Below are 21,463 nucleotides of genomic sequence, written 5' to 3'. Positions count from 1 at the left end.
CAGTGTCCCTGTCAGCTTTCATTCGTTTAGTATAACCAAGCTGCACCAACGATAATTAATAAAATAAACAACACAACGATTAACGCAAATCCGTTTGCATATCCTACTCCTGCACCCATAAACGACACCTCCTTTCGCATATGAAGGCGTTGCGACGCTTTGACAATGTATTGTATGTCAAAAGAAGCAAAAAGGTATGGGCGCATCCTTGCTTTATTTTAGCTTTCGGAAAAAATATGGTATAGTATGTTTTGTGTATATTTATAGATAGGAGTTGTGAGGAAATGAAAAAATGGACAGTTGCAATGTCGGCAGCAGCCGTGCTTGCGCTTTCGGCTTGTAATAACGGATCAGATGTTGTCGTCGAAACGAAGGCAGGTAACATTACAAAAGACGAGCTATATAACGAAATGAAGGAGCGTTTCGGGAAAGATGTGTTGCGCGATCTTGTACATGAGAAAGTGTTAAGCAAAAAATTTAAAGTAACGGATAAAGAAATCGATAAGGAAATTGAAAATTTAAAAGAGATGTACGGCGTTCAATATGATTTAGCGGTGCAACAAAATGGAGAAGAAGCGATTCGCAACATGGTAAAACTTGATTTGTTGCGACAAAAAGCCGCGATGGAAGACATAAAAGTGTCAGATGAAGAACTGAAAAAATATTACAATGAATATAAGCCGAAAGTGAAAGCAAGCCACATTTTAGTAGATGATGAAAAAACAGCAAAAGAAATGAAAGCGAAATTAGAAAGAGGCGAAGACTTTGCAAAATTAGCAAAAGAATATTCGAAAGATACAGGTTCTGCTCAAAACGGTGGCGATTTAGGTTGGTTTGGACCTGGTAAAATGGTCGAAGAATTTGAAAAAGCAGCTTATGCGTTAAACGTCGGTGAAGTAAGCGACCCAGTAAAAACGCAATTTGGCTACCATATCATTAAAGTAACAGATAAAGAAGAGAAAAAGTCGTTTGATGAAATGAAAGAAGACATCGAATATGAAGTGAAAAAGAGCAAACTCGATGCATCTAAAGTGCAATCGAAGTTAGATGAGCTTATGAAGGAAGCGAATGTCGACATTAAAGACAAATCGTTAAAAGACGCATTAAAAAGCGAATAAAACGGTTGGAACGAAAGAAGGTGCCCATTGAGGACACCTTCTTTTTTATAGAGCTTGTTTAATTTGTGAGGCGATGTCTTTTAATTCATCAAACGTATAGTCGCTTTGGTGTGATTTCCATATCGCTCCAAACCCGTCCCCTTTACCATATCGCGGAATGATGTGCATATGATAATGGAAAACGGTTTGTCCCGCAATTTCTCCGTTGTTGCTTAAAATGTTGATGCCTTCTGGGGAAAACTGTTCACGAATCGCATTGGCAATTGTCGGAACGACCTCAAATACACGTTGGGCAATGTCTGAAGTTAACTCATAAACATTTTCTTTATGTACTTTCGGCACAACGAGCGTATGTCCTTTCGTCACTTGACTAATGTCTAAAAAGGCGATGACATGTTCATTTTCAAATACTTTTGCGGCAGGAATGTCTCCGTTTATAATTTTACAAAAAATACAGTCGCTCATCATAACGCCACCTTTCTTTCCATTTTGTCTTTATTTTACCACACGATTGTCGTTTCGAAAACGGAAAGAGCAGGATGCGCATCGCATCCTGCCCATTGAAGAGGGAGCTTCATGATTACGTGTCTTTTGGGAACACCTCATTTACGAGTAGAGTCCGTTACGCGTTTGTGAGTACGACGTTGTTCAAGATGACCATCCCCTTTTTAAGGGATTGTTTTCGTTGTTACAGGCTAGCTTATGTGCGGCCCGTAGACACCTCATTTCATCATGTTCTTGAACTTGCTTTGTTGCTCACTGCGACTTGCTACTTGTTTGCCCCTCTTCGCTACTTATCATAACCCGTTTTTCTTTTCGTTATTCATTTGTTAAAATAAAAAATAATGAAATGATATGAAGAAAGGAAAGCGACGATGGCGCTATTACAAGTTCAACACATATTCGGGGGCTATACGAAGCAAAACATTTTAGATGACGTATCGTTTACTGTACAAAAAGGGGAAGTCGTTGCGTTAATCGGGTTAAATGGGGCAGGAAAAAGCACGACGATTAAACATATGATCGGATTGATGCAACCGCGCAAAGGAACGATTACGATCAACGGCATGACGTTTCAAGACGACCCGGAACGATATCGGGCGCAATTTACATACATTCCCGAAATGCCTGCTTTATACGAAGAATTAACGTTAGAAGAACATTTACGCCTTACTGCCATGGCTTATGGCGTATCGGATGAAGCGTATAAACAGCGCGTGTCAAAATTGCTGAAGGCGTTTCGGCTTGAGAAAAAATTAAGTGCGTTCCCTGCGTTTTTTTCAAAAGGGATGAAGCAAAAAGTGATGATTATATGCGCTTTTTTAGTAGACGTGCCGCTTTATATCATTGATGAGCCGTTTGTTGGGTTAGATCCGCTCGCCATTCAAGCGTTGCTTCAGCTTATTGAGGAAAGAAAAAAAGAAGGGGCAGGCATTCTCATGTCAACGCACATTTTAGCGACGGCAGAGCGATATTGTGATTCATTCGTCATTTTGCATAACGGACAAGTAAAAGCAACAGGATCATTGCCAACGCTTCAAGAACAGCTACATATGCCTCATGCGACGTTAGATGATATATATATCGAATTAACGAAGGAAGAGACGAACGATGATTGATGGAAAACAGTTATGGAAACAGCGAATGACCGCTCACATGGCGGAAGTGCGACGGTACGGTCGATATATGTTTAACGACCATTTATTGCTCGTCTTATTTATTTGTATTGGGGCGGGTGCGGTATTTTATAAGCGAGCAGTCGATGAACTGACGTCGTTTCCTTACGCGATCGTTGGCTCGCTTCTGATCGCTTTTGCGGTGACGCAAGGCGGGGTGCGAACGCTTGTCAAAGAAGCGGATGCGGTGTTTCTTCTTCCGGTAGAAAGACGGCTTCGTCCTTATTTTTGGCGCGCGGCAAGATATAGCTTTTTTCTTCATTTGTATGTTTCGCTCATCGTGTTCGTCGTTCTTTTGCCCCTTCACGTGAAGTTTTCAAAGCAGCCACTTTCAGTTGTCGTGATGGCAATTGTATTATTAACAGGGTGGAATATGTTCGTTCAATGGCAAGAGGAGTCGCGAATTGGACGGGATCGTTTTCACACATTCGTTCGCTTTTTAGTAAATGTGACGTTGTTTTATTTTTTATTATTGAAACAATATGTATGGATGCTTGTCCCTTTATTGTTTATGGTTATCATTGCGCTTTATGTGGAGCGAAAAGGAAAAGAGAACGCAATCCAATGGGGGCAGTTGCTTGCGGATGAACGAAAGCGAATGCAAACATTTTATCGGCTCGCACATGCGTTTGTCGATGTTCCATACATCAAACATACAGTCAAAAAACAAACGTGGCTTCGGTTATTTTTCCGTTTACTTGAACGTTCGCATATGCGACCGTATACGTATTTGTACGTACGCACATTTTTTCGTGCGGGCGACTATTTCGGCTTGTTCGTTCGCTTAACAGCGATCGGCAGCTTCTTTATTTTTACGTTGCCTCGCGGTGTGGAGTGGTTCGCTCTTTTGTGTGCTTATGCCACAGCTATTCAACTGCTTTCCATCCGTTCGTATCACCGAGGTCATCCGCTGTTGTTTCTTTATCCGTTGTCGCCTGCTGAGGCGCATCGTTCGTTCATGCGCGTGTTACTTGCTATTGCGATGAGCCAAGCGCTTATTTTCGCGATGGTTGCATATATCGCTCACGGTGTTTTTGTTATGTTATGGACGTTTTTTATTGTTTTCGTCTGTTATGTTGCGGTAATGTTTTATGTAGGAAAAAAACGAGAAGCGGACTAAAACTGCTTCTCGTCTTTTTTCATATAGTTGATCGCTGTAAGACCAAGCGTTTTTGCTGCAATAAGCATCGCACGTTCATCAAAATCAAATTTCGGATGATGGTGCGGATAGGCGATCGTTGTTGTTTCGGCTTTTGCGCCTGTAAAGAAAAACGTTCCTTTTACATGTTGTAAATAATAAGCGAAGTCTTCCCCGCCCATATGTGGCTGAATTTCAACGACATCGGTCACATCTTCTATTTCGCGAGCGGTAGCGACGAGAAATTTCGTTTCTTCTTCATGATTCACAACAGGAGGATAGCCGCGCGTATACGTGTATTCGTACGTACAACCGTTGGCAAGGCAAGTTCCTTTGACAATTTGTTCAATTTCTCTTTCAATGTCATTGCGCACTTGTTCAGAAAATGTGCGCACCGTCCCGACTAATGTTGCGCGATCAGCGATCACGTTAAATGCGTTGTCGGAAACGAAAGAGCCGATCGAAACAACAGCAGGTTCAAGCGGATCGACGCGTCGGCTGACGATTTGCTGTAAATGAAGGACAAGCTGTGATGCGGTAACGATCGCATCTTTCGTTTTGTGAGGTTCCGCCCCGTGACCGCCAGAACCTTGAATGACGATTTGAAAGCGGTCGGCAGCTGCCATGATCGGTCCTGTACGATATTGAATGATACCTGTTGGCTCTGTTGCCCATAAATGTGTGCCGAAAATGGCGTCTACTCCTTCTAAACAACCGTCTTCAATCATCGCTTTTGCCCCGCCTGGTGCGTATTCCTCTGCGTGTTGATGAATGCACACGATCGTGCCGCTCCAATGCTCGCGCAATTCATAAAGCACTTTAGCAAGAACAAGTAACGTCGCCGTATGCCCATCGTGTCCACATGCGTGCATAACACCCGGAACGGTCGATTTGTAAGGGACATCTTTTTCATCTTGAATAGGGAGAGCATCGAAGTCTGCCCGAAGTGCCACCGTTTTTCCGCCTTGTTGGCCATGAATGGTGGCGACTGCTCCATTTCCTCCGACATTTGTTCGAACAGGAATGCCGAGTTGTTTATAGTAATTCGCAATATACGCGGCTGTTCTATACTCTTGAAACGATAGCTCAGGATGTTGATGAAAATGGCGACGAATCGCTACCATTTCGTCGTAATATTCGTCAAGTTTAGTAAATAACAATGTTTTCATATGCACCGTCCTTTCTGTTTTTTCCATTATACCATCGTTGACAAACGTCCGAAAACAATGTAATATACCCATATGCGTATTTAGGAGGAAACGATATGAGTACATGGGTAAATGTTGTTTTCATTATTTTACTAATTTACTTTGTTGCGACGAAAATGTTGCCGACAAAAGGTGTCGAACATATCACGCCAGATGAGTTAAAAAGCAAACTAAAAGAAACGAAAAATCGTCAATTCATCGATGTGCGCACACCAGCAGAATATCGCGCGCGCAACATTCGTCAGTTTAAAAACATTCCGCTTCATGAGCTATCCGCCAAATTGAACGAACTTGATCGTGAAAAAGAAACGATCGTCATTTGCCAAAGCGGCATGCGCAGCAATCAAGCGGCAAAAATATTAGTGAAAAATGGTTTTAAGCGCGTCGTCAATGTGCGCGGAGGCATGAACGCTTGGAACGACTAAAGGCTGACGAGATGTCAGCCTTCTTTTACAACGGTATATGTTGTCACATAGGATGGACGCGGGAAAATGGACCGTTGTTGATCTATTCCTTCTTCTGTGCCGCGTTTTTGATGCGCTTTTTCGTATGCTTTTGATTGTTGCCAACGACGAAAGGCACTTTCGCTTTCCCACATCGTCATAATGACGTACGTGTCGCTTTTTAAAGGGCGTAAGACGCGAATGGCGACAAATCCAGGTTCTTGTTCGATTAAGCGCGCCCGCTGTTGAAACCGATGTTCAAATAGCGGTCTCCCTTCGTCAGTGACCGGAATGTTATTACACACGACAAACGTTCCTCCAAATGTTCCAACAGCATCAAGCACTTCATATGGACGCGGCTCATGAAAGACGCTTTTTCCTTCCGTCTCATGAATGAGCATTCCGTTTTCCTCATCGCATACAAGCAACATCTGCTCACTCGGATATTGACTGCGCAATCGTTGTAAATAGTCGATCGTACCATTCGTCATAAATACGTACACGAACATCCTCTCCTTTCATTCGTTGCTCATATTTTACCACTTTCTTTTCTTCTTGGCGATTTCATGAACGTTGCGTATTATTACTACCCAGACGGTGAAAAAATCGGTATAGTTGTGTTAGTGGAAACAAATTAGTTATTTCGCTACACTATAATATAAAAGATGACATAATGTGAAAGGATGGACATGATGATTAAAAACGATACATTTTTACGCGCTTGTCGCGGAGAAGTGACAGAATACGTTCCAGTTTGGTATATGAGACAAGCAGGACGTTCACAACCAGAATATCGGGCTTTGAAAGAAAAATATTCCCTTTTTGAAATTACTCATCAACCGGAGCTATGTGCGTACGTGACACGTTTGCCTGTCGAACAATATAACGTCGATGCGGCGATTCTTTACAAAGATATTATGTCACCGCTTCCAGCCATCGGGGTTGACGTTGATATTAAAGCAGGAATTGGGCCGGTCATTGCGAATCCAATTCGCTCTCTTGCCGATGTCGAACGTCTCGGTGAGATCGACCCAGAAAGTGATGTACCGTACGTCCTTGAAACGATTCGAATATTAACGAAAGAGCAACTTACTGTGCCGCTGATCGGTTTTGCCGGTGCGCCGTTTACATTAGCGAGTTACATGATTGAAGGTGGTCCTTCGAAAAACTATAATAAGACGAAAGCGTTTATGTATGCAGAACCGAAAGCATGGTTTGCACTTATGGATAAGCTAGCAGATATGACGATTCGTTACGTTAAAGCGCAAATTCGAGCAGGAGCAAGTGCGATTCAAATTTTCGATTCATGGGTCGGAGCGGTAAACGTTGCGGATTATCGTCAATTTATTAAACCGACGATGGAGCGTATTTTTACAGCGCTTCGCGATGAAAACGTGCCGCTCATTATGTTCGGTGTCGGTGCAAGCCATTTAGCGAAAGAATGGCATGACTTGCCGCTTGACGTCGTCGGTTTAGATTGGCGTTTGCCAATTCGTGAAGCGAAAGACATGGGACTAACGAAAGCGCTACAAGGCAACTTAGATCCAGCCGTATTGCTTGCACCATGGGAAGTCATTGAAGCGCGCGTGAAACAAATTTTAGATGAAGGAATGGCGCATGAAGGTGGGTACGTATTTAATTTAGGGCATGGCATTTTCCCACAAATTCAGCCAGAGACGTTGAAACAGCTCACAGCGTTTATCCATGAATATTCAGCAAAAAGAAAAGGATGAATGAACGATGTCAAAAAAAGTAATGGGACTACTTGTCATGGCGTATGGTACGCCATACAAAGAGGAAGATTTAGAGCGATATTATACGCATATTCGACACGGTCGGAAACCGTCAGAAGAAATGTTGGCCGATCTTCGAGAACGCTATGAAGCGATTGGTGGGATTTCTCCGCTTGCGGCCATTACGAAACAACAGGCGGAAAAGCTTGCTGAACGGCTGAATGAAGTGCAAGATGACGTTGAATTTCGCGTATACTTAGGGTTGAAGCATATTGAACCGTTCGTTGAAGATGCTGTTCGGCAAATGCACGAAGACGGCATAAGAGAAGCGGTTTCGATCGTATTAGCCCCACATTTTTCGACGTTCAGCGTCAAATCGTACAACGGACGAGCGAAAGAAGAAGCGGCTCGTTTAGGTGGGCCGACATTGACGTGTGTGGAAAGCTGGTATACTGAGCCAAAATTTATTCAATATTGGGCAGATCGAGTAAAAGAAGCGTATGCAACGATGTCTGAACGAGAGCGAAACAAAGCGGTATTAATTGTGTCAGCGCATAGCTTGCCTGAAAAAATTATTGCGATGGGAGACCCGTATCCGACACAGCTGCAAGAAACAGCAGATTTGATTGCGAAAGAAGCAGGTGTTTCCGAATATGTGATCGGATGGCAAAGTGCAGGGAATACGCCAGAGCCGTGGTTAGGCCCTGATGTGCAAGATTTAACGAGACAATTATACGAAGAAAAGAAATACGAGGCGTTTGTATATGTGCCAGCTGGGTTTGTCGCAGATCATTTAGAAGTATTATATGATAACGACATTGAATGTAAGCAAGTCACGGACGAATTACGGGTAAGTTACTATCGTCCACCGATGCCAAATGCGCATCCACAGTTTATTGACGCCCTTGCAACCGTTGTTTTAAACCATTTACGTAAAGAAGGCTGGTTGTTATGAAAAAGAAAGTCGTCATTATTGGCGGTGGAATAACGGGATTGACGGCTGCGTATTACTTGCAAAAAGAAGCGCGAGAAAATAACATACCGATTTCGTGTGAATTAATTGAAGCGAGCCATCGGCTTGGAGGAAAAGTGCAAACAGTGTATCGCGACGGGTTTGTTATTGAACGCGGTCCAGACTCTTTTTTAGCACGAAAAATGAGCGCTTCACGTCTTATTCACGAAGTCGGGCTTGAAAAAGAGCTTGTGCATAACACGGCCGGGCAATCGTACATTCTCGTGAATCGAACGCTACATCCGATTCCGGGCGGGGCGGTGATGGGGATCCCGACAAAACTTGCCCCGTTTGTTGTGACGCGTCTTTTTTCTCCGTTTGGCAAGATTCGTGCTGCTGCTGACTTTGTGTTGCCGCCGTTAAAAACAGAAGGAGATGTATCGCTCGGTCAGTTTTTCCGTCGTCGTCTCGGCAATGAAGTTGTCGATCGGTTAATCGAGCCTTTACTATCGGGCATTTATGCGGGGGATATCGATCAGTTAAGCTTAATGGCGACATTCCCTCAATATTTTCATTTAGAACAAAAGCACGGAAGCCTCGTGCTAGGCATGAAACGATCGATGCCAAAGCAAAAAACGAAACAAAAGAGCGATAAAGGCATTTTCCAAACGCTAAAAACAGGATTGTCCTCGCTCGTTGATGCCATAGAGCAAAAGCTCGAAAAAGGGACCGTGCATAAAGGGAAACGTGTTGAGCACATTGAAAAGGTAGATGACCGATATGTGTTAACGTTAAGCAACGGAGAGAAAAAAGAAGCGGATAGCGTCATCGTTGCGGTTCCACATCAATCGTTAACATCGCTTTTTCCGAACGAACCGATGTTTTCTTCTTTTGAAACGATGCCATCTACATCTGTCGCAACGGTCGCGTTAGCCTTTCCAAAAGAGGCGGTAGCAAAGGATATGAACGGAACAGGATTTGTCGTTTCACGAGATAGCGACTATACGATTACGGCGTGTACGTGGACGCATAAAAAATGGCCGCATACGACACCAGAAGGCTACGTGTTGTTGCGTTGTTATGTCGGGCGCCCTGGAGATGAAGCAATCGTTGAACAAACAGATGATGATATTGTCCAAGTGGTGATGGACGATTTAAATAAAGTGATGAACATAACGATGAAACCGATGTTTTCGATCGTGACGCGTTGGAAACAATCGATGCCGCAATATACTGTCGGTCATCGTGAGCGAATCGAGCGCGTCAAACAAAATATGCAACAACATCTTCCGGGCATCTTTTTAGCAGGGAGTTCATATGAAGGTCTCGGACTTCCCGATTGTATTGACCAAGGAGAAGAAGCAGTAAAAAAAGTGTTACACTATTTATGTTACACGAAGGAAAAGGTGTCTTCTTAAAATAAGCCACCTTTTTTGTTGCACGCGTATGTTGTTTATGTTACGATATAAAACGAAATGACCAAAATGTTCATTTAGTCAAAATAAAGGATGAACGCCTATGTCAGAAAAAAGAAAACAAATTATTGAAGCAGCAGCGAAGTCGTTTTCGCTTTTTGGATATAAAGCGACGACGATGGACCAAGTAGCGAAAATGGCGAACGTTGGAAAAGGAACGATTTATACGTTTTTTAAAAGCAAAGAAGAGCTGCTTGAAGAGATCGTTTCTTCCATCATTTCTGAAATTAAGTGTGAGGCGGATGCAGCGATTGATCAAAGCTTATCGTTTAACGAAAACGTACAACGTGCTTTGCAGCGTATTTTTACGTTTCGCAAAGAGCACGAACTGACGATAAAGCTTTTACAAGAAGTTCGTGATATCGGCACGCCAGCTGTACGTGATGTGATGAAGAGGCTTGATCGTGAAATGATCGCCTACGTTCGCGGAAAAATTGAAGAGGCGATGGCAAAAGGTGAAATTCGTTCGTGCGATTCAGAGCTAACGGCGTTTTTAATGTTTAAAATGTATATTGCTTTAAACGTCGAATGGGAAAAGGAGCACGAGCCGTTATCACAACAAAAAATTGCCGAGCTGTTTCATTTGTATTTGTTAAAAGGATTATCTCCGTGATGATCCTTCTCTTTTTTGAAACGAATGACTAAATGAACAAGTTGGTCAATATTTTAAAAAAGGGGGTACGTATGTGCATACATTTCGATTACTGATGAAAGAAATAAAAGCGGTCACGTCCAATCGGAAAGTGCTCATTCCGGTCATCGCTGTATTGTTTATTCCTCTTCTATATAGCGGCATGTTTTTATGGGCGTTTTGGGATCCGTATGATCATTTAGATGATTTGCCTGTCGCTGTTGTTAATCATGACAAAGGTGCGACATTTGAAGGAAAAGAGCTTCATATTGGTGACGATCTTGTTGAAAAGTTGAGAGAAAACAAGGAGTTTCATTGGCATTTTGTAAGTGAACAAGAAGGGGAAAAAGGGTTAAAAGAACAACGATATTATATGCTCATTGAAATTCCTGAACATTTTTCACAACATGCGACAACGTTACAAGATGATCACCCGAAAAAACTGCAACTCATTTACAAACCAAATGAAGGATTTAACTTTTTATCTGCCCAAATCGGTGCAACGGCGGTTGAAAAAATAAAAACGGAAGTAGCAAAAACATTAACTGAAACGTACGCAGAAAACATGTTAGAGAGCGTAAAAACGTTGGCAGATGGGTTAACAAAAGCGAGCGATGGGGCAGAAAAGTTACATGATGGACTCGTTGATGCAGAAGAAGGAACAAATAAACTGTACGATGGCATGAAAGAAGCGCAAGATGGCTCAAACGAATTGTATCGCCATTTAGCGGCACTTGCAGAAAAATCAATTACATTTACTGACGGATTGCATCAAGCAGCTGACGGTTCAATGCAAGTGCAAACAGGCGTTCAAACGCTTCATGACGGAATGAAGCGAATGATAGAAGGACAAGGGCAGCTTGTTGCTGGGGCTCAACAAGCAACAGAAGGAACGGCGACACTTGCTTCAGGAGCCAATCGTGTCCTTGCAGGAATGAAAACACTCGATGAACGCATGCCGCAACTGTTACAAGGTTCGGAGCAATTGAGCGGGGGAGCAGAACAGCTAGCGACATCGCTTGCCGAGTGGCAACAAGGAGCTACGGAAGTTCAAACGGGTGCCACTCAAGTGACAAGCGGATTAGAGCAGTTAGCTGTCCAACTCGATGCTCTTATTGCGCAAACGTCAGATCCAGCGCAAAAAGCGGTATATGAGCAATTAAAGCAAAATATTGTGCAACTATCATTAGGAAACAAACAAGTGGAAAACGGAATGGCACAGTTAAACGACGGTGCTAAAGCGTTACAAACAGGGGCAACATCGTTAAGTGATGGAGCGAAGCAGTTACATGAAGGACATATCGCCCTTGACCACGGCGTAAACGAACTGCTTGCCGGACAACAACAGTTGGCAGATGGTGCAAATGCGCTAGCGAACGGACAAGAAAAGCTTGTTTTAGGCATGAATACGTTGTATGAAAAAATGAAAGAAGCGGAGCAAGGAACAGCAAAGCTCGCTGGTGGCGGCCAAACGCTCGTCTCTGGTTTGCGAGTTCTTGCAGATGGTGCCGATCAACTTCAAGATGGTGCGCATCTATTGGCAGACGGTTCACAACAGCTGGCAAGCGGAATGAATGAATTAACGAGCGGAACAGGGGAATTGCAAGATGGTATAAATCAATTGAAAGATGGCTCAAAGGAACTAGCGGATAAATTAAAAGAAGGTGCCGAAAATGCAAGCGATGTAAAGGCAAACGAAGACGTATACAACATGTTTGCTGAACCGGTGAAAGTAAAAAATGAAAAAATAAATGAAGTGCCAAACTACGGAACAGGATTTACACCATATTTCTTATCGTTAGGATTATTTGTTGGTGCACTTTTACTTTCGATCGTCTTCCCGCTTCGCGAACCAGCCGAAGCACCGCGCTCGCCATTTAGTTGGTTTTTTGCAAAATTTGGCGTACTCATCGGCGTTGGTATTTTACAAGCGCTCTTTGCTGATAGCGTATTGCTTTTCGGACTCAATTTGCACGTGAAAAGTGTTTCGTTATTTATCATCTTTAGCATTGTGACAAGCATTGCTTTTTTATCTGTCATTCAATTTCTCGTTACAGTTTTTGGAGATCCTGGACGATTTGTTGGTATTGTTATATTAATTTTACAATTAACAACAAGCGCTGGAACGTTTCCGCTTGAGTTAATTCCACGTTCATTGCAACTATTTAACGCATGGCTTCCAATGACATATTCTGTTTTCGGATTAAAAGCGGTCATTTCAAGCGGCGATTTCTCGTTTATGTGGGAAAACGTCGGTAAACTGCTTATGTTTATCGTCGTCATGATGGCTGGAACGATGACATATTTTACAATTCAACATCGCCGACAGTTTACAACAATTGTTGAACAAGCTTCTGAGGCGTAAGACGCTTCAGAAGTTTTTTTATAATGAAAAAAATTTTTAAAAAATTAACTTGCATATACAAGGTGATGTGAGTATAATATGAATATGAAAACGATTTCATTTGTTTCTTTTCGATTGAAATAAGGGGGAATGGGAGGATGGCGACGATTGAAGATGTCGCCAAGCTAACAGGGCTTTCACGGACGACCATTTCACGCGTCATAAACAATCACCCGTACGTGTCAGAAGAGAAACGAAAGCTCGTGCTTGAAGCGATGGAAAAGCTAGGATATGTTCCTAATTCTTCGGCGAGAAGTTTGCGGAATCAAAAAACGAGCATTTTAGCATTATTTATTCCACGTATTACAAATCCATTTTTTAGCGAACTTGTAGAAGCGACCGAAATAGCAGCAGCGGAACATGGATATCAGCTTATTATCTGCCAAACGCGCTATTCGCCGGAAAAAGAATTAAACTATATGAATTTATTAAAAACAAAGCAAGTAGACGGAGTCATTTTAGCTTCTATCCAAAATGAGTGGAAACAGCTGAAGCCGTTTTTACAGTATGGGCCGATCGTTCTTTGCAACGAGTTTGATGATTGTGCAAACGTTCCAACCGTTCGGCTCGATCAAGTGTACGGGGGATACATAGCGACGAAACATTTGCTTGAACAAGGCCATACGAAAATCGCGTATTGTTCCGGTGGCTATCGAAGCAATGTAGCAAAATCGCGCGAAATCGGTTTTAAAAAAGCGTTGTCGGAATATAAGCTTACGTTTGATGAACGATACGCTTTTCGCGATGCGTTTCACATTGCGGACGGAAAGCGCGTATTCCGAAAAATGATGGCGCTTTCAGATCGACCGACTGCCGTATTTACTGGAAGCGATGAAGTGGCGGCTGGCATTATATCTGAAGCATTGGCGTGCGGCTATCGCATCCCTGAGGATTTAGCGGTCGTTGGTTTTGATAATCAGGCGATTACGGAGCTAACGAATCCGACAATTACAACGGTGCATCAACCAATTAAACAAATGGCACAAAAAGCAGTCGATATTATCGTAGAAAAAATTCAAACGAAAAAATATGACGTGCAAGAAATTTACGAATTTCCACTTCAACTGATTGTTCGCGCATCGACAGTTGGTAGCAGGTTTCATGAAAGTGAAGCTTGACATACATTTTATTTTAAAAATAAGGGGGATTTTTTCATGAAGAAAGCAACGAAATTTTCTTCTGCATTGTTAGCGCTTACGCTCGGCTTGACAGCTTGCTCTGGCGGTCAAGACACAGACAAGAAGGAAACAACGGATAAAAAAGACGATGCCAAAAAATCTGAAGAAGTTGTAAAAATTGTGTATGCTCGCGGCAAAGATGCGACAAAAGCAACTGACGAAATTGTAAAAGCGTTTGAAGCAAAATATCCGAACATTGACGTCGAGTTTCGTGAAATGCCTTCTGATACAGGAGCACAACACGATGCGTACGTGACGATGTTAAACGCCAAATCATCGGAAATTGACGTCATGGACTTAGACGTGATTTGGCCAGCGGAGTTTGCGCAAGCTGGATATGTTCTTCCACTTGATCGTTTCATCGAAAAAGACGGCATTGATTTAAGTGCATACAACCAAGGTGCGCTTGCAGCCGGAAACTTCGATGGAAAGCAATGGGCGATGCCGAAATTTATTGACACAGGACTATTATTCTATCGTAAAGACATTGTACCAGAAGATAAAGTACCAAAAACATGGGATGAATTGTTATCAGCTGCTCGCGAGTTTAAAGGACAAGGCGGAACACAATTCGGATACTTAATGCAAGCGAAACAATACGAAGGATTAGTATGTAACGCGATCGAATTTATTGCGGCATACGGTGGAAAAATCGTCGATGAAAACAACAACGTTGTCGTCAACAGCCCTGAAACAATTAAAGGATTGAAGAAAATGGTTGAAATTGCAACGTCTGACGTTGTGCCAAGCAACATTACAACATTTACAGAACCAGAATCCCATACAGCGTTTATTGAAGGTCAATCGCCATTTATTCGCAACTGGCCATACCAATACGCATTAGCAAACGATCCAGAACAATCGAAAATTGTTGATAAAGTCGGCGTTGCGCCACTACCTGCTGGTGATAAAGGTTCAGCTGCTGCACTAGGTGGATGGATGACAGCGATTAACGCATATTCGAAAAATAAAGAAGCAGCTTGGGAATTTGTGAAGTTTATGACTGGTCCAGAAGGTCAAAAAATTTCTGCGATTTACGGTGGCTTAGCACCAACGCTTCCAGAACTATTTAAAGACGAAGAAGTGTTAAAAGCGAACCCATTCTTTGCAGAAGAGGGATTTGTTAACGGATTAAATGCAGCGGTACCGCGTCCAGTTGTACCAAACTATCCAGAAGTATCTGAAATTATTCAAATTAACGTATCAAAAGCCATTGCAGGACAAATTACAGTAGAAGAAGCTGTTGCGAATATGGAAAAAGAAATTAAAGCAGTGATGCAGTAGTTACACGTTAGCCTTCAGCCTCGTATGAGCGCTGAAGGCTAAATCCTTTGCATAAAGGGGGAACAACGAGTGAAAAATGAAAAAAAATCGGAGCGCCGTTTAGCGTATATTCTTGTCGCTCCATCGCTCTTGCTCATTTTAGCCGTCGCCATTTGGCCGGTCATTCAGTCGTTTTATTTCAGCTTATTTGACTATCGTCTGAACAACCCAGCGAAATCTTCTCTCCATTTTGATTACAGTTTAAACTTAGAACGATATTTAGAAAGCTACCCGTTTTTAATGAGCACATTAAAACAAGAAATAACGCAAGCGACAGGTGATGAAAAAGAACAACTTACATCGCTACAGCAAAAACTACAACAAGTAGATGAAGAAATTCGTGCGGATGAAGAAGTAGCAAAGCGATATGAGCAAATAGATGAAATTTTAAACAATTTTGAAGTGCCGAGCGAAGAGATTAAAATCGTTTCTATTGATGAACAAGCGGCACAACATTTAACAAAAACGATGAACGAAACGAAACAAACGTTAAAAACGTTAAACGAAAACGGACAGTTGAAGCAAGGGGACAAATTAACAGGGCTTGCCAACGGGTTAAGTGGAGCAGTTATTGAACCGAACTTTGTCGGTTTAGCACACTACAAAAACTATTTAGGCGACTCGCGTTTATGGAAAGCGCTTTGGAATACAACGGTGTTTACCGTCATTTCTGTTTCGATTGAATTAGTGCTCGGCTTAGCGATTGCGTTGCTTATTAATAAAGCGTTTTTCGGTCGTGGACTTGTACGGGCAACGATTTTAATTCCGTGGGCGATTCCGACGGCGGTATCTGCATTAATGTGGAAGTTTTTATATGACGGACAAAACGGGATTGTGGCAAAATATTTTGCGGATATTGGCATCGTCAATAATATGAGTGAACTATTAACGACAGGTGCGGGAGCGATGTTTGCAGTCATTTTTTCTGACGTATGGAAAACAACTCCATACATGGCATTATTGTTGCTTGCTGGATTGCAAACGATTCCGAGCTCCTTATACGAAGCAGCATCGATTGACGGAGCGACAAAGTGGCAACAGTTCGTCAAAATTACGTTACCACTGTTAAAATCAAGCATTCTCGTTGCGCTCTTGTTCCGTACGCTTGATGCGTTCCGTGTATTTGACTTAATTTTCGTATTAACAGGTGGCGGACCAGCGAACTCGACAGAAACGATTTCGATTTTAGCGTATAAAGTCATGTTCTCGCAAACAAACTTCGGTGGCGGTTCAGCGTTAGCGGTGATCGTGTTCATTTGCGTAGCGATCATTTCGACGATTTACATTAAATTTTTAGGTGCTGACCTCATTTCTGATCGAAAATAGGAGGTGCAACGATGCAAAAGAAAGCCGGTCCATTGTTTTATGTGTTTTTATTTGTTTTCGTTTTTTTAGTCATGTTTCCGTTTTTATGGATTTTATTAAGTTCGATTAAGCCGTTAAGCGAATTGTTTGGTGAAGAAGCGTTTAACTGGTTTACGAGCCATCCGACGTTAAAAAGTTACGTTTCTGTTTTCGTCAATTATCCGTTTGTAAAATATTTATGGAACAGCACAGTCATTGCAACGATTACGACTGTGTACACCGTCTTTGTTGCTGCGTTTGCCGCGTATGCGATTGCGCGCCTAGATTTTAAAGGAAAGTCGGTCATTCTTGGCATCGTGTTGTCGGTATCGATGTTTCCGCAAATCGCGACGATTTCGCCGATTTACATGTTTGTGAAAAAGTTTGAGTTGACGAATAGTTATTTAGGATTAATTATTCCGTACACGACGTTTGCGTTGCCGCTTTCCATTTGGCTATTAGTGACTTTTTTCCGTAAAATTCCGTTTGATTTAGAAGAAGCGGCGAAAATGGATGGTGCGACACCGCTACAAACGTATTTTAAAGTGATTTTGCCGCTCGCTGTACCAGGCATTTTTACAACATCGATTCTCGTTTTTATTGCGGCATGGAACGAATTTTTATTTGCGTTAACGATTAACACAGCAGAAAACTATAAAACGGTGCCGGTTGGAATCGCGATGTTCCAAGGTCAATATACGATTCCTTGGGGCGAAATTTCAGCAGCGACAGTTATTGTGACCATTCCACTTGTCATTATGGTATTATTATTCCAACGTCGTATTGTTTCTGGTTTAACGTCTGGTTCAGTGAAAGAATAATGGAGAGGGGAAACAGGTAATGGAATCGATTCCAAAAACGAAACAATGGTGGAAAGAAGCAGTCGTGTATCAAATTTATCCGCGCAGTTTTAAAGATTCAAACGGGGATGGGATCGGCGATTTGCGCGGGATTATTGAAAAGCTGGATTATTTACAAGAACTCGGTGTCGATGTCGTTTGGTTGTCACCTGTTTATAAGTCGCCAAACGACGATAACGGCTATGATATTAGCGATTATCAAGACATCATGGACGAATTTGGGACGCTATCTGATTGGGACGAACTGCTTCATGAAATGCATGCGCGTGGCATGAAGTTAGTGATGGATTTAGTTGTGAACCATACGTCTGATGAACATCATTGGTTTGTTGAATCGCGCAAGTCAAAAGATAATCCGTATCGCGACTACTACATTTGGCGTCCGGGGAAAGACGGAAAAGAACCGAACAATTGGCAATCGTTTTTCAGCGGCTCGGCATGGCAATACGATGAGGTGACAGGGGAATATTATTTACATTTATTTTCGAAAAAACAGCCGGATTTAAACTGGGAAAACGAAAAGGTGCGCGAACAAATTTTCAACATGATGACGTGGTGGTTAGATCGCGGCATTGACGGATTTCGCATGGACGTCATTAACTTGTTGTCAAAAGTCGAAGGTTTGCCAGATGCGCCGGTGATGAATCCGAATGACCGTTATCAATGGGGCGGACAATATTTTGTGAACGGACCGAAGTTAATGGACTATTTGCGTGAAATGAAAGAAAAAGTGTTAAGTAAATACGACATTATGACGGTCGGAGAAACGCCGATGGTGACGACGGACGATGCGATTCAATTTACAAATGAGCAAGACGGTGTTATGAATATGCTATTTCAATTTGAGCATATGGACGTCGATTCGAAACCGGGAAGCCATCTTGGTAAATGGGATATTCAGCCGTGGAAACTGACGGATTTGAAAAAAATTATGAGCAAGTGGCAAGTGGAACTTCACGGAAAAGGATGGAATTCGCTTTATTTAGAAAATCATGATCAACCGCGTTCCGTATCTCGTTTTGGCGATGATCAAACGTATCGAGTGGAAAGTGCAAAAATGTTGGCGACGTGGCTACATATGATGCAAGGAACGCCATACATTTACCAAGGACAAGAAATCGGGATGACAAACGTCGCTTTCCCGTCGATCGAATATTATCGCGACGTGGAAACGATTAACTTATGGAACGATGTTGTTGTCAATAAAGGCGAGGATCCAGAGAAAATACTAAAAGCAATTCATTATCGAGGACGTGATAATGCACGTACGCCGATGCAATGGGATGCAACAGAACATGCTGGATTTACGACAGGCACCCCGTGGATCGACGTCAATCCAAATTATCGCGACATTAACGTTGAACAAGCGTTAAAAGATGAAAACTCGGTATTCCATTACTACAAAAAGCTTATTCGTCTCAGAAAAGAACATCCGATTATCGTGTACGGATCATACGAGTTATTGCTTGAAGACGATGAACAAATTTATGCATATGTGCGCAAACTCAACGATGAACAGCTGCTTGTCATTACAAACTTTAGCAGCGACCAGCCGACATTTACATTGCCGTCACACGTAACGTTTACAGAAAAACAATTGCTCATTAGCAACTATGCAGTTGATGAACATGAACCGATTGAAACAATTGTACTAAAGCCGTATGAAGCGCGCGTTTATAAATTAAAGTAAAAAGCAGCCACAAGGGCTGCTTTTTACTTTAACAAGAAACGTTTAAGCATTGAACGCAAACATTGCCATAACATTCATGTTGTTCTTCCATTTCTTTGCCGCACTCGCAACATGTTTTTGGTGGCAACTTTTTATAAAATTCAGACATTTTCTCTAACATAACTCCCCATCCCCTTCGTTTTTGTTAATCTTATTGTATTATAACAGATATATATTTGTCAATAGTTGTTTTATAACATTTGTATATGTGAAATGAAGGCGAAAATTTGGTATTGTGTAATTGTATACAATTTCAGTGGGAAGGATGAATACATATGAAAGTGACAGTGATCGGTTATTGGGGAGCATTTCCGAAAAAAAATGAAGCGACATCGTGTTATTTGTTCGAACATGATGGGTTTCGTCTGTTAGTCGATTGCGGAAGCGGAGCGTTAGCCCAACTGCAAAACGTCATTCATATTGAACAAATCGATGCCGTCATCGTATCGCATTATCATCATGATCACGTGGCAGATATCGGCCCGCTTCAATATGCGCGATTGATTAAGAAAAATTTAGGCGTCGATTTGCCGGAGTTGGCGATTTATGGCCACTCCCTCGATCGAGATGGATTTGCGCGCCTCGCTCATAAAGGGGTGACAAAAGCAGTGGCGTACGATCCGGATGAGACGCTTCATATCGGTCCGTTTACGATTTCGTTTATGCGAACGGAACATCCAGCCATTTGTTATGCGATGCGAATCACGGCAGGAGAAAAAACGGTCGTGTACACAGCCGACTCAAGCTATTTGCCGCAGTTCGTTCCTTTTGCGAAACAGGCAGACTTACTGATTTGCGAATGCAACTTTTACGCAGGGCAACATGCGAAACAAGCTGGGCATATGACGAGCGAAGAAGCGGCGACGATCGCTCGCGATGCAGACGTTGAAACGTTGTTGCTTACGCACTTGCCTCATTTCGGCGACGTCGAACAACTTGTCGCCGAAGCGAAAACAATTTTCCATGGCGATGTGCAGTTAGCGAAAACAAGATGGACATGGGAAGGGTAGCGATCGGCTACCCCTATTATCACATTTATTGAATTTTTTATTTACTGAAATAATTTATTGACTTTCTTCTTTTTTTACATTAAATATAGGACATCCCATATAAAGGATAAGTGTCTTCATCTATCAATCTTGAGAATATTATTTTTCTGGGGAGGATTTGGATGTCAAGTTGGTGGTTAGATGTAAAATCTGCCGCTAAACAAACTCTTAAGGATCAAATTTGGTCTGTTACTATTGGGGCTGCGGCTTTGGGAGGAATGAGAGATGGGGCAAATGTTGCCATAGATACTATCAATAACAACAAAAAGATGACACATATTAGTTAAAGTTACTGGTGTTTCATTAAACAAATCGGTTCAGAGTGTGGGAAAAGCAGTAGTTGCCGCAGCTACAAAAGGCACACTTGTTGGGGCAGCAATCGGGGTAGGGGTGAATTTTGGGTATAGGCTCGGACAAGAAAGGGGATGGTGGTGATTTTAAGACACGTTTATTTAAATTTGTCACGATATGCTCAAGAGCTAAATTTAAACAGGTTGACTGATAAGGGGATTATAAAGACTCCCTTTGAATATAATTTCGATTTATGTTTGTGGGAAGCAGAATGCCACTTTGAAGACGGGGACAATTACTTTCTCAGTTTGAAAAATAATAATTATTTCTTAGATCCCTCGAATCGAAATATATGTGAAAAAAGTGGTATGATGTATTCTGTATTTTGTCAGTGTACCTCTAATCAGAGTGGCACGAATGTGTTAGACCATATAGATATGATTGATTTTTCAACATTTAGTCCAAGTGGCGAGAAGGGAGCCCCATCTGTTTTTTATCTAACAGATGTATTTATATGTTTACGGCTTGTATTGCGGGTTCGTAAAAATAAGGTGCGCAATCCATTCATCATAACACTTGAATGGATTGACCCACAGGAGACACATTATGTGACTGATAGATGGATAGACCCCATCAAGTATGATGAGATAATTAAATTAGAACCTAAACTAGCCATTGATTCCTCAACCATGAGAACTGGGGAATGGGCGACCAGAATCTTAATTAACAATATTTTTTTGGGAGAAGTAAAATATAAGATTTTTCATCTGAACTATTCTGAGAGACAACTTGGATTTAGGTGATTCAAATGACATGGTGGACATATGGAATAGTTAGTTATGTAGTTATTTTTTGTTGGTTTTTACTTTCTTCACATATTGCCCATCGGTGGACAGCAAAACAAAAATACA

The 21,463-nt window shown here is 42.0% G+C and carries 22 protein-coding genes; 17 read left to right on the top strand and 5 right to left on the bottom strand.

Translation table 11 applies throughout. The annotated features are described in order from the left end of the window. Positions 1-26 precede the first annotated feature (26 nt). Positions 27-119, bottom strand: a complete 93-nt coding sequence (locus LH47_RS00940) for a YjcZ family sporulation protein (protein ID WP_009362001.1) — start codon at positions 117-119, stop codon at positions 27-29. Between the two features lie 165 nt (positions 120-284). Between LH47_RS00940 and LH47_RS00935 the strand changes: the two genes are divergently transcribed. Beyond that, positions 285-1,118 (top strand): peptidylprolyl isomerase, encoded by an 834-nt coding sequence (locus LH47_RS00935; protein ID WP_043963889.1) that lies wholly within the window; start codon positions 285-287, stop codon positions 1,116-1,118. Between the two features lie 45 nt (positions 1,119-1,163). Here the strand turns inward: LH47_RS00935 and LH47_RS00930 are convergent, their stop codons facing one another. Then, positions 1,164-1,583: an HIT family protein gene (locus LH47_RS00930; RefSeq protein ID WP_043963928.1), complete on the bottom strand. Its 420-nt coding sequence runs from the start codon at positions 1,581-1,583 to the stop codon at positions 1,164-1,166. Positions 1,584-1,993: 410 nt separating this feature from the next. On the opposite strand from LH47_RS00930, the gene LH47_RS00925 reads away from it, so the two are divergent. Beyond that, complete coding sequence (locus LH47_RS00925) at positions 1,994-2,737, top strand: ABC transporter ATP-binding protein (RefSeq protein WP_043963887.1); 744 nt, start codon at positions 1,994-1,996, stop codon at positions 2,735-2,737. Next, positions 2,730-3,914 carry an ABC transporter permease gene (locus LH47_RS00920; protein WP_043963886.1) on the top strand — a complete coding sequence of 395 codons (1,185 nt, stop codon included), beginning with the start codon at positions 2,730-2,732 and terminating at the stop codon, positions 3,912-3,914. Before LH47_RS00925 ends, LH47_RS00920 begins: the two co-directional genes overlap by 8 nt. Here the strand turns inward: LH47_RS00920 and LH47_RS00915 are convergent. Next, entirely contained in the window at positions 3,911-5,101 is a 1,191-nt protein-coding gene (locus tag LH47_RS00915; protein WP_043963884.1) for a M20 family metallopeptidase, read from the bottom strand. The two genes, LH47_RS00920 and LH47_RS00915, sit on opposite strands and share 4 nt — an antisense overlap. Positions 5,102-5,196: 95 nt before the next feature. On the opposite strand from LH47_RS00915, the gene LH47_RS00910 reads away from it, so the two are divergent. Continuing rightward, entirely contained in the window at positions 5,197-5,565 is a 369-nt protein-coding gene (locus LH47_RS00910; protein ID WP_043963882.1) for a rhodanese-like domain-containing protein, read from the top strand. Between the two features lie 14 nt (positions 5,566-5,579). On the opposite strand, the gene LH47_RS00905 is transcribed toward LH47_RS00910, so the two are convergent. Then, a complete protein-coding gene (locus tag LH47_RS00905; RefSeq protein ID WP_043963926.1) occupies positions 5,580-6,086 on the bottom strand; it encodes an antibiotic biosynthesis monooxygenase family protein in 507 nt (168 codons plus the stop codon). Positions 6,087-6,266: 180 nt separating this feature from the next. Between LH47_RS00905 and hemE the strand changes: the two genes are divergently transcribed. The 10 genes from hemE to LH47_RS00855 all read left to right on the top strand — a co-directional run bounded on the left by hemE (position 6,267) and on the right by LH47_RS00855 (position 19,173). Further along, positions 6,267-7,316 (top strand): uroporphyrinogen decarboxylase, encoded by a 1,050-nt coding sequence (gene hemE / locus LH47_RS00900; RefSeq protein ID WP_152619586.1) that lies wholly within the window; start codon positions 6,267-6,269, stop codon positions 7,314-7,316. A gap of 7 nt (positions 7,317-7,323) precedes the next feature. Next, positions 7,324-8,271 (top strand): ferrochelatase, encoded by a 948-nt coding sequence (gene hemH, locus LH47_RS00895; RefSeq protein WP_043963880.1) that lies wholly within the window; start codon positions 7,324-7,326, stop codon positions 8,269-8,271. Further along, complete coding sequence (gene hemY, locus LH47_RS00890; protein ID WP_043963878.1) at positions 8,268-9,686, top strand: protoporphyrinogen oxidase; 1,419 nt, start codon at positions 8,268-8,270, stop codon at positions 9,684-9,686. The genes hemH and hemY overlap by 4 nt, the downstream gene beginning before the upstream one ends. A gap of 100 nt (positions 9,687-9,786) precedes the next feature. Beyond that, entirely contained in the window at positions 9,787-10,356 is a 570-nt protein-coding gene (locus LH47_RS00885; protein ID WP_043963876.1) for a TetR/AcrR family transcriptional regulator, read from the top strand. Positions 10,357-10,429: 73 nt separating this feature from the next. Continuing rightward, complete coding sequence (locus tag LH47_RS00880; protein WP_084221221.1) at positions 10,430-12,739, top strand: YhgE/Pip domain-containing protein; 2,310 nt, start codon at positions 10,430-10,432, stop codon at positions 12,737-12,739. A gap of 137 nt (positions 12,740-12,876) precedes the next feature. Further along, positions 12,877-13,896: a LacI family DNA-binding transcriptional regulator gene (locus tag LH47_RS00875; RefSeq protein WP_043963874.1), complete on the top strand. Its 1,020-nt coding sequence runs from the start codon at positions 12,877-12,879 to the stop codon at positions 13,894-13,896. Positions 13,897-13,932: 36 nt separating this feature from the next. Further along, positions 13,933-15,240, top strand: coding sequence for an ABC transporter substrate-binding protein (locus tag LH47_RS00870; RefSeq protein ID WP_043963872.1), 1,308 nt, complete (start codon positions 13,933-13,935; stop codon positions 15,238-15,240). Positions 15,241-15,309: 69 nt separating this feature from the next. Next, entirely contained in the window at positions 15,310-16,605 is a 1,296-nt protein-coding gene (locus LH47_RS00865; RefSeq protein ID WP_043963871.1) for an ABC transporter permease subunit, read from the top strand. Positions 16,606-16,616: 11 nt separating this feature from the next. Further along, positions 16,617-17,444: a carbohydrate ABC transporter permease gene (locus LH47_RS00860; protein ID WP_043963869.1), complete on the top strand. Its 828-nt coding sequence runs from the start codon at positions 16,617-16,619 to the stop codon at positions 17,442-17,444. Positions 17,445-17,463: 19 nt separating this feature from the next. Then, positions 17,464-19,173 (top strand): glycoside hydrolase family 13 protein, encoded by a 1,710-nt coding sequence (locus tag LH47_RS00855; RefSeq protein ID WP_043963867.1) that lies wholly within the window; start codon positions 17,464-17,466, stop codon positions 19,171-19,173. A gap of 28 nt (positions 19,174-19,201) precedes the next feature. Here LH47_RS00855 and yhfH read toward each other — a convergent pair whose 3' ends face one another. Continuing rightward, on the bottom strand, positions 19,202-19,333 hold the full coding sequence (yhfH, locus tag LH47_RS14960; RefSeq protein ID WP_021095297.1) for a protein YhfH: 132 nt from the start codon (positions 19,331-19,333) through the stop codon (positions 19,202-19,204). A gap of 154 nt (positions 19,334-19,487) precedes the next feature. On the opposite strand from yhfH, the gene LH47_RS00850 reads away from it, so the two are divergent. The 3 genes from LH47_RS00850 to LH47_RS00845 all read left to right on the top strand — a co-directional run bounded on the left by LH47_RS00850 (position 19,488) and on the right by LH47_RS00845 (position 21,355). Beyond that, positions 19,488-20,222, top strand: coding sequence for an MBL fold metallo-hydrolase (locus LH47_RS00850; protein WP_043963865.1), 735 nt, complete (start codon positions 19,488-19,490; stop codon positions 20,220-20,222). Between the two features lie 161 nt (positions 20,223-20,383). Beyond that, positions 20,384-20,548, top strand: a complete 165-nt coding sequence (locus LH47_RS16355) for a hypothetical protein (protein WP_161792571.1) — start codon at positions 20,384-20,386, stop codon at positions 20,546-20,548. Positions 20,549-20,686: 138 nt separating this feature from the next. After that, positions 20,687-21,355, top strand: coding sequence for a hypothetical protein (locus LH47_RS00845; protein WP_152619585.1), 669 nt, complete (start codon positions 20,687-20,689; stop codon positions 21,353-21,355). Positions 21,356-21,463: the final 108 nt, after the last annotated feature.

It is taken from the genome of Anoxybacillus thermarum (assembly GCF_000836725.1).
Taxonomy (GTDB): Bacteria; Bacillota; Bacilli; order Bacillales; family Anoxybacillaceae; genus Anoxybacillus; species Anoxybacillus thermarum.
This window is presented reverse-complemented; position numbering and strand designations above follow the sequence as displayed.

Bases quoted from the DNA above. Each gene is read 5' to 3' on its own strand.
- LH47_RS00940 (WP_009362001.1), bottom strand. From the start codon at position 119: ATGGGTGCAGGAGTAGGATATGCAAACGGATTTGCGTTAATCGTTGTG.
- LH47_RS00935 (WP_043963889.1), top strand. From the start codon at position 285: ATGAAAAAATGGACAGTTGCAATGTCGGCAGCAGCCGTGCTTGCGCTT.
- LH47_RS00930 (WP_043963928.1), bottom strand. From the start codon at position 1,583: ATGAGCGACTGTATTTTTTGTAAAATTATAAACGGAGACATTCCTGCC.
- LH47_RS00925 (WP_043963887.1), top strand. From the start codon at position 1,994: ATGGCGCTATTACAAGTTCAACACATATTCGGGGGCTATACGAAGCAA.
- LH47_RS00920 (WP_043963886.1), top strand. From the start codon at position 2,730: ATGATTGATGGAAAACAGTTATGGAAACAGCGAATGACCGCTCACATG.
- LH47_RS00915 (WP_043963884.1), bottom strand. From the start codon at position 5,101: ATGAAAACATTGTTATTTACTAAACTTGACGAATATTACGACGAAATG.
- LH47_RS00910 (WP_043963882.1), top strand. From the start codon at position 5,197: ATGAGTACATGGGTAAATGTTGTTTTCATTATTTTACTAATTTACTTT.
- hemE (WP_152619586.1), top strand. From the start codon at position 6,267: ATGGACATGATGATTAAAAACGATACATTTTTACGCGCTTGTCGCGGA.
- hemH (WP_043963880.1), top strand. From the start codon at position 7,324: ATGTCAAAAAAAGTAATGGGACTACTTGTCATGGCGTATGGTACGCCA.
- hemY (WP_043963878.1), top strand. From the start codon at position 8,268: ATGAAAAAGAAAGTCGTCATTATTGGCGGTGGAATAACGGGATTGACG.
- LH47_RS00885 (WP_043963876.1), top strand. From the start codon at position 9,787: ATGTCAGAAAAAAGAAAACAAATTATTGAAGCAGCAGCGAAGTCGTTT.
- LH47_RS00875 (WP_043963874.1), top strand. From the start codon at position 12,877: ATGGCGACGATTGAAGATGTCGCCAAGCTAACAGGGCTTTCACGGACG.
- LH47_RS00870 (WP_043963872.1), top strand. From the start codon at position 13,933: ATGAAGAAAGCAACGAAATTTTCTTCTGCATTGTTAGCGCTTACGCTC.
- LH47_RS00860 (WP_043963869.1), top strand. From the start codon at position 16,617: ATGCAAAAGAAAGCCGGTCCATTGTTTTATGTGTTTTTATTTGTTTTC.
- LH47_RS00855 (WP_043963867.1), top strand. From the start codon at position 17,464: ATGGAATCGATTCCAAAAACGAAACAATGGTGGAAAGAAGCAGTCGTG.
- yhfH (WP_021095297.1), bottom strand. From the start codon at position 19,333: ATGTTAGAGAAAATGTCTGAATTTTATAAAAAGTTGCCACCAAAAACA.
- LH47_RS00850 (WP_043963865.1), top strand. From the start codon at position 19,488: ATGAAAGTGACAGTGATCGGTTATTGGGGAGCATTTCCGAAAAAAAAT.
- LH47_RS16355 (WP_161792571.1), top strand. From the start codon at position 20,384: ATGTCAAGTTGGTGGTTAGATGTAAAATCTGCCGCTAAACAAACTCTT.
- LH47_RS00845 (WP_152619585.1), top strand. From the start codon at position 20,687: ATGGTGGTGATTTTAAGACACGTTTATTTAAATTTGTCACGATATGCT.